The organism is Roseibium sp. AWQ4_254, from assembly GCF_056161025.1.
Window position 1 is genome coordinate 21,978 of sequence record NZ_JBSWYH010000043.1, and the last position, 7,018, is coordinate 28,995.

General features: G+C 58.1%; 7 protein-coding genes. All 7 read left to right on the forward strand.

Annotated features, from left to right (window positions below; genetic code table 11):
* Nucleotides 1-36 precede the first annotated feature (36 nt).
* A complete protein-coding gene (locus ACXAIC_RS22920; RefSeq protein ID WP_475186212.1) occupies nucleotides 37-1,227 on the forward strand; it encodes a GntT/GntP/DsdX family permease in 1,191 nt (396 codons plus the stop codon).
* An 82-nt stretch (nucleotides 1,228-1,309) separates the two neighbouring features.
* Nucleotides 1,310-2,407, forward strand: a complete 1,098-nt coding sequence (locus tag ACXAIC_RS22925; RefSeq protein WP_475186215.1) for a methyltransferase domain-containing protein — start codon at nucleotides 1,310-1,312, stop codon at nucleotides 2,405-2,407.
* A 107-nt stretch (nucleotides 2,408-2,514) separates the two neighbouring features.
* Complete coding sequence (arsL, locus tag ACXAIC_RS22930) at nucleotides 2,515-3,789, forward strand: arsinothricin biosynthesis radical SAM protein ArsL (protein WP_475186216.1); 1,275 nt, start codon at nucleotides 2,515-2,517, stop codon at nucleotides 3,787-3,789.
* A gap of 40 nt (nucleotides 3,790-3,829) precedes the next feature.
* Entirely contained in the window at nucleotides 3,830-4,903 is a 1,074-nt protein-coding gene (locus ACXAIC_RS22935) for a hypothetical protein (protein WP_475186219.1), read from the forward strand.
* 130 nt (nucleotides 4,904-5,033) lie between these two features.
* Nucleotides 5,034-6,206: an acetylornithine deacetylase gene (argE, locus tag ACXAIC_RS22940; protein ID WP_475186221.1), complete on the forward strand. Its 1,173-nt coding sequence runs from the start codon at nucleotides 5,034-5,036 to the stop codon at nucleotides 6,204-6,206.
* 418 nt (nucleotides 6,207-6,624) lie between these two features.
* Entirely contained in the window at nucleotides 6,625-6,822 is a 198-nt protein-coding gene (locus tag ACXAIC_RS22945; protein ID WP_475186223.1) for a hypothetical protein, read from the forward strand.
* A 15-nt stretch (nucleotides 6,823-6,837) separates the two neighbouring features.
* Nucleotides 6,838-7,018, forward strand: a 181-nt coding sequence (locus ACXAIC_RS22950; RefSeq protein WP_475186225.1) for a hypothetical protein, incomplete at its 3' end; no start/stop codon positions are given.

The following is a 7,018-nucleotide window of genomic DNA, read 5'->3' on the forward strand; positions in this document are numbered from 1 at the left end:
CACTGGCGGACAGTTCAGTAGTGAGAAATGACGGATATGGCGAACGAAAGCTCCGTAAACTCAACAAGTCCTGGCGAGGCTTCGCTGCGCCATATCGTGCCCGATTTGCCGCTTCCGATCTGGATGATTTTGGTCACCCTGTGCCTGTTCATCGCAACGGGGCTTCCGGCCAAGGAAATCGTGGCCGGATTCAATTCAGGCTGGGGTGCTGCGATCGGAGAATTTGCGCTCATCCTGATCCCGTCTTTCACCTTGGCCGCGGCCATTGACCGAATGCGTGTGGAGGGGCCGCCGCTCCTGTCCGTCGGTCTTTCGCCGCTTGCTGCGGCTGGAATGGTGTGTCCGGATACGGCCTACGCCGCTCTGACGCCCATGAGCAAGCGCCGACGGCTTGAAATCGCCTTCGGGTCATTTTCAGGGTTCAAGCTTCTCTTTCCTGCCGGACCACTGATTGTTGCCACTGGCCTTAGCGTCAGCGACGGGTGGATGTTGCTCGCTTGTGCCGCGTTGTTTGTTCCTGTGTTTGCGGTCGGTATCGTGTTTGCCCGCATTTTTGATGAGCCCCCGGAGGTTGCCGCTGGAAGTGGCGTTCGCGCCAAGGGTTCGTTGGCCGTGCTGGTGCCATTCGCCATCTTGTGCGGATTGTTGATCTTGGGCGTGGCCTTCGACTTTTCCGGGTACACGGTGATCGGTTTTCTCGTCAATCCGAAGGGCGCCCTGATCTGCGCAGCCTTCGTCGCCCTGGCCATGATTGCCCGCGGAGAGCGCCGGGCTTGTCTGGAATCTGGACTGCGCCGGAGCGGCTCACTTCTTGTCATCATCGGAGCGGCCAGTGCCATGAGTGCGGCCCTGATACTGGTCGTTCCGCTCGGGTCGTTTTTTGAGGGCCAGAACGGGATGCTGGCCATCTTGAGCCTGTTCGCATTGACGGCCGTTTTCAAGGTGGTCCAGGGCTCCAGCATGTCCACCTTTGCGGCGGTCACACCGATAGCCGCCCCCATCGTGGCCGCCTCCGGCTTGCCCGCCATCGCCGCTGTTCTGGCGGTCTGTCTCGGGTCATTTGTCGCGATTCTGCCCAATGACAGCTTCTACTGGCTGGTGCGCAAGAGCGCTTTGGCCGAGTGCGCCGAGGGGCGAGCAACTTTGGTACTCGCAGGTGGGTCGATCCTGCAGGCCGCTATAGGATTGATAATATTGCTTGCCGCTTACGGGGTGATGGCATCGTGAAGCGGAAACGGGCCGGCGTCACATGCCGTTCAGACGAGGATCGCACGAAACAACAATGCCAATTGCTGGGTCCGGACCCGAAATGGACGGATGGGGGATCGTAATCATGGATGTGAAGGAAGCTGTTCAAGCTGGATACAGCCAGCGCGCAACGGCGAAATCCGCCGTTATGGGACTGGAGGCCGTCACCGTATGCCGCGCCGGAGGGATAGACCGGTCGCTGTTGGAAAATGTGCCGCAGGAGGTCATTGATCACGACTACGGATGCGGAAACCCGACCCGGTTTGCGCGCATGGGCGACGTGGTCCTGGACCTGGGGAGCGGCAGCGGCAAAATCTGTTACGCGTTGGCGCAGGTGGTCGGCAAAACCGGGGCCGTGATCGGGATCGACATGAACCCGGATATGCTCGAACTTGCCCGCCGCAACCAGGGTGTGTTTACCCGCGCCACGGGCCTGTCCAATCTGACATTTGCCCGGGCCCACATTCAGGACCTTGCCCTGGATCTCGAAGCCGCCGATGTCGCCCTGGCCGGCCGGACCATTGGATCCTTTGCAGACTTCGAGGCCCTGGAGAAGGACCTGTGCAATATCCGGGTCCAAAAGCCGCTGATTGCGGACGAAAGCGTGGATCTGGTCGTTTCCAATTGTGTGATCAATCTCGTCGAAACGGGTCAGAAAGACCGGGTCTGGACAGAAATTTTCCGCATTTTAAAACCGGGCGGACGCATTGCCCTGTCGGACAATGTCTCGAGCAAGCCTATCCCAGCCAGATTGAGAAACGACCCTGACTTGTGGGTTGGCTGCTATGCGGGCGTCTATGAAGAGCAGGCCTTTTATCGTGCTCTTGTGAGGGCAGGATTTGTCGGGCTGACCATAGAGAACCGGATGTCTTTCCCGGACAAGACCGTAGACGATATCGAGTTCCGATCAGTAACAGTGACTGCACATAAACCGGCTTCCGTGGCTTGCGGAAAGGCTGATCGCGCGGTGCTCTATCGAGGTCCGTTTCAACGTGTCGAATTGGAGGGTGGACAGACGTTCCAACGCGGCCAGCCAACGCCAGTGAACGCGACGACGGCCGCCCTTTTGTCCCTTGACCCGTTGGTTGCAGCTTTCGAAACCGTCAACGGACTTTCCGGCACGCCGGACGATGGCGGCCAATCAGGTTGCTGTTCCTGAGCGCTGAGGAATATTGCCGGACATCCGGCGATCGCTCCCTGTCGATTTGAGTTCTGATACCTGCCGCCAATCCGGCACGATCTGATCAAAGTTAGAAGGAGACCCGAATGTCCAGTTCAGTTTTGGTGTCCACATTTGAAGGCGGTTATCAGCCGCTCAACGCGCTCAGCGGTCTCGCCGCCTTGCGCGATGCGGGCCATGAAACAGATTTCATTGATGGCTATGTCGACGGCTACGACCTGGAGCGGATTGCCGCCTATGACACGGTCGTGCTGCCGGTCCCGCTTTTCGACAGCCTGACGTCGGCCGTGCAACTTTGCGGGCAGCTGAAGGATACCGGGTCGAAAGCCGACATTGTCATGTATGGTCAATATGCGACGCTGAATGCGCCCTATCTCAGCAGCAGCTATGCGGATCACGTGGTCTCGGGTGAGTGGGAGGTGCCACTCGTCTCCCTGTTCGACCGGTTGAATGGATCCAGTGAGCCGACAATCAATGTTCATAGCCGGGGTGCTGACGGTCCAGAGCGCCGGATGGAATTGAAGGAACTGCGTGGTAAGATGTCCACGCCGCGCCGCACGTCCGCCCCGCCGCTTCACAAATACCCGCAACCGCACCTGACCAAACTCCTGGGTGAGGAGAAGGTCGTCGGCGGGCTCGAACTGACCCGGGGCTGCCACCATAAATGCACCTACTGCTCGGTATTTTCCGCCTATGATGGCAAGGTCAATCTCGGTGACCAAGATGAGATCATGGCCGATATTGATTGGCTTGTTGAAGCAGGCATGGAGCATCTGACCTTTATTGATGCCGAGTTCTTCAATGCAACGCGGCGTAGTTTCGACACTCTCGCGCGCCTCCATGAACGGCATCCGTTCCTGACCTTCGACTTCACGACGCGGGTTGATCACCTTCAGGAAAACCGGGACCGGATGGAAGAACTGTACCGGCTTGGGGTGCGCGTCATCACCTCCGCTCTTGAGTTTCCGAAAGACGAGGTTCTGCGTCAGGTCCGCAAGGAGGTCACGGTTTGCGACCTTGTCGACGCCGTGCGGATTGTCCAGACATCCGGCATCGTTCTCAACCCCACGTTCATTATGTTCAATCCGTGGGTGTCGCTGGAGGATTTCGGCCGGTTTTACGAATTCCTGAAAGAAACCGACATGCTCGATGCCGTCGACCCGGTGCAGTATGAAACGCGGCTGCATCTCTACAAGGGCTCGCCGCTGCTTTTCAACGAAACCGTTGCACCCTTGGTGGTGAAAGAAAACGAGTTTTACTACGAGTGGGAGCATCCCGACCCCCGGGTCGACGAGCTGTTCCTTGCCAGTTTGACACCTGTCGAAGAGGGGCAGTTCAAGCACTGCTGCCTGAAATGCTGATCTCGACCATCTGACTTGACGCTGCAGGGGGAGAAAACGGATGAGCAAGCTTGAAGACATGTTGGTGCTGTCGCGCAAGCTGGCCGCCGAAAGTCCGCAAACGGGGGATCGGCTGCTGTGGAGCGCAGAAGACTATTCCGAAGTGATGTCACGGTTTTTATTCCGCGGTGACCCGAGGCAGGGTGTTTCCATCGATCCGCCCAGCCCGGTGCTGGACGAGATCATGGAGGCTGAGGCGCCTTGCTATGTTGTCTGGTCCGCGCGCACTCCCGACACAGATCGCCTGGCCGGCGCGCCGATCACATCGTCTCGCCGAAAGCCCACAGATCTGAGATTGACAGATGAATTCGTTGATCAGGCACTGGGCGGCCTTCAAGATCTGCATGATGTGCAGGCTCTCGTGGCATCTGCGGGTATTTCCGCTGCACAGAAATGGGTCCAGGACGGGGCATGTGGCTGGATCGCAGCCTCCTTCCTCATGAACACTTTGGACGATGCGGAACTCCGGACAGCGCTTGCGGAGTGCAAACGGGTACTGACGAGAGGCGGTGTTTTTCGGTGTATCGTTCTGGCCGCAGATGAACCGGGAAGCGAGTGCCCGCTGACCTACGCGGGTTATCAGATGCAAAGGATTCCGCTCGAAATCCAAATAGCTGAAGATCTCGCCCAGGCAGGTTTTCACGGCATGACCCTGACCGAACTGGCGGGAACGCCCATCTTGACCTCAGGAGGCGCCGAGCTGCGTCTGTTCGGTGCCGAAGCTTTTCTCGGCACAGCGGAGATCTGCCTGGATCAGGGGGATGCCGCAGTCTATCTTGGCCCTTGGAAATCCGTCGAAGACGATGACGGTCACACCTATCCGCGCGGTGTGCGAATTGCGGTGTGCGAGAAAACGGCTGGCGTGCTCGAACGTGCGCCCTATGCCGGTTCATTTCTCATTCTCAAGGCCCTTGACCCGCCTGCGCCAGAGGCTGCGCCGCTGTTTGATTGCAGCCGGGATGTCACGCGAGACCCGGGAGAAACCAAGGGACGCATTCCGGTCGGGCAGGGGCCAGCTGTGATGTCAGCTGCGCTGGATGAAAACGAATCCTGTGGCCCAGGATGCGACTGCTGAGAGAGCTGCCTGATCCGATCGTTTTGAGTGAAACCCCTGCAGACCGGGCAGATGGGATCGCCAGCCCCTGCGGAATGACGCCATCTACAAGATCCTCCAGACTTCTCTGACGAGCACGGAACACAACCCAATGACTGTTCGATACACCCCTGTCGAGATGCTTGAGAGGCTTGTTTCCTTTCCGACCGTGTCCAGCGACAGCAATCTCGATCTTATCGACTTCGTCGGTGACTATCTTGCTGGACATGGGGTGAAGCCGATCCGGATCCCGAGCTCCTGTGGCCGCAAGGCCTCTTTGATTGCCAGCATCGGCCCCGATCGGCCGGGAGGCGTGCTTCTTTCCGGGCATACCGATGTGGTTCCGGTCCAGGGGCAAGCTTGGACCTCAGATCCATGGTCTTTGATCGAGAGAAATGGCGCTTTGTACGGCCGCGGAACCTGCGACATGAAAGGCTTCTGCGCCGTTGCTCTGGCATTGGTCCCGCAAATGATTGAGGCTGGACTGACGCGGCCGGTCCAAATCGCCTTGAGTTATGACGAAGAGGTCGGGTGTTTAGGTGCCGCACGCTTGATCCCCCATCTCAAGGAGGCGTTTCCCAAGGCCGAGGCGGTCATCGTTGGAGAACCGACAGAACTGAGCGTCGTCAACGGCCACAAGGGCACATGGTCGCTGGTCACGCGGGTGCAGGGCTATGAGGTCCATTCATCCAGGTGTCATAAGGGTGTTTCGGCGGTCATGGCCGCCGCGCGCCTTGTTGCCTGGCTGGATGACCGCATGCGTGAAAACGCCCATTGCGCTGAGACAGAAGGTGGTCACGCAGACTTTGACCCGCCCTACACCACGCTTCATGTTGGCCGCATCAAGGGTGGAACAGCCGGCAACATCACGGCCTTGAAATGCACATTCCCCGTCGATATCCGCACATTACCCAGCGAGGATATGGATGGCTGGTTGTCGGCCTATCGGACATTTGCGCGTGATCTGGAAACCGACCTCAAGCGCGTCCGGCCAGAAGCGTCGATTTCAATCGAAGTCCGGGCCCGTGTGGCCTCGCTTGCGCCGGAGGCCGGGGGGCGCGCGGAAGCGTTAACAACCCGGGCAGCGGAAACGAATGTCATTGAAAAAGCAGCGTTTGGCAGTGAGGCTGGCTTGTTTCAGGAAGCTGGCTACTCAACTGTGGTCTGCGGACCAGGGGCAATTGAACAGGCACATCAACCCGATGAATTCATCTCATGTGCGCAGTTGGCGGCTGGTGAGGCGTTTATCCGTAACATTTTAGATGGGCTCGCGGTGGAAGCGTAGGGCGTGGAGGATAGCAAGTGACCGCAATGGCAGGTGGATGTCGGCTGCGGTCCGAAATCGACATCTCGTCCTGTTCGATGAGAAACAGTTAAGCTCGATCCGGAGCACGTAACTCGGCCCAAATCCTTCGAAGATCAATTGTCACCACTGAGGCAATCTAACTACGCGAATTTAAATTCCATAATATTGATTATGCGCATAACGCATGTAGCAGCCGGTCTAAAGTTACGTGGCCTATTCAGGAATGTCACACTTCTCCTTCTGACAAAACCGCTGGGAGAAGCGGCATTGGCTGGGTGATGATGAGCGAGCGTGACTTGAACAGGATCGAAGTACTGGCCCAGGTCGATGACGGTCATATCCGCGTCTCGACGGCGGCCAACATGATGCCATCCATCCGGCAAAGCGTGAGTATGCGATGACTTTGATGCGGGAGAGCTACAAGGATTTCGGGCCAACACCGGCGGCCGATCGGCACGATCGAAGCCGCCAACGCCTGCTTGCCGCAGTTCATGGAACGTTACAACGCACAGTTTCCAAGGTCCCTGCTCGTCCGGATAACCTGCACCGGGCACTGAATGTGGAACCGGACCGGCCCCAGGAGATCCTGTGCTGAAAGGAGAAGCGTTACGTGACCGCACCGCTTGCGATTTCCTATGAGCGCAAGCGGCTGATCTTGGAGGAGAACGAGGTAACCAGCACCGTTTGTTTGATGATCCGGATTGGACCTGTCCCGGATTTGTACCGCTCCTTTGACTTGGTATTTTGCCACAAAGGAGAATGTTCATGGCATCACGTCACGGCGCGGAGTT

Excerpts from the sequence above, each read along its gene's own strand:
- ACXAIC_RS22935 (WP_475186219.1), top strand. The coding sequence starts at position 3,830 with ATGAGCAAGCTTGAAGACATGTTGGTGCTGTCGCGCAAGCTGGCCGCC.
- ACXAIC_RS22945 (WP_475186223.1), top strand. The coding sequence starts at position 6,625 with ATGACTTTGATGCGGGAGAGCTACAAGGATTTCGGGCCAACACCGGCG.
- argE (WP_475186221.1), top strand. The coding sequence starts at position 5,034 with ATGACTGTTCGATACACCCCTGTCGAGATGCTTGAGAGGCTTGTTTCC.
- ACXAIC_RS22925 (WP_475186215.1), top strand. The coding sequence starts at position 1,310 with ATGGACGGATGGGGGATCGTAATCATGGATGTGAAGGAAGCTGTTCAA.
- ACXAIC_RS22920 (WP_475186212.1), top strand. The coding sequence starts at position 37 with ATGGCGAACGAAAGCTCCGTAAACTCAACAAGTCCTGGCGAGGCTTCG.
- arsL (WP_475186216.1), top strand. The coding sequence starts at position 2,515 with ATGTCCAGTTCAGTTTTGGTGTCCACATTTGAAGGCGGTTATCAGCCG.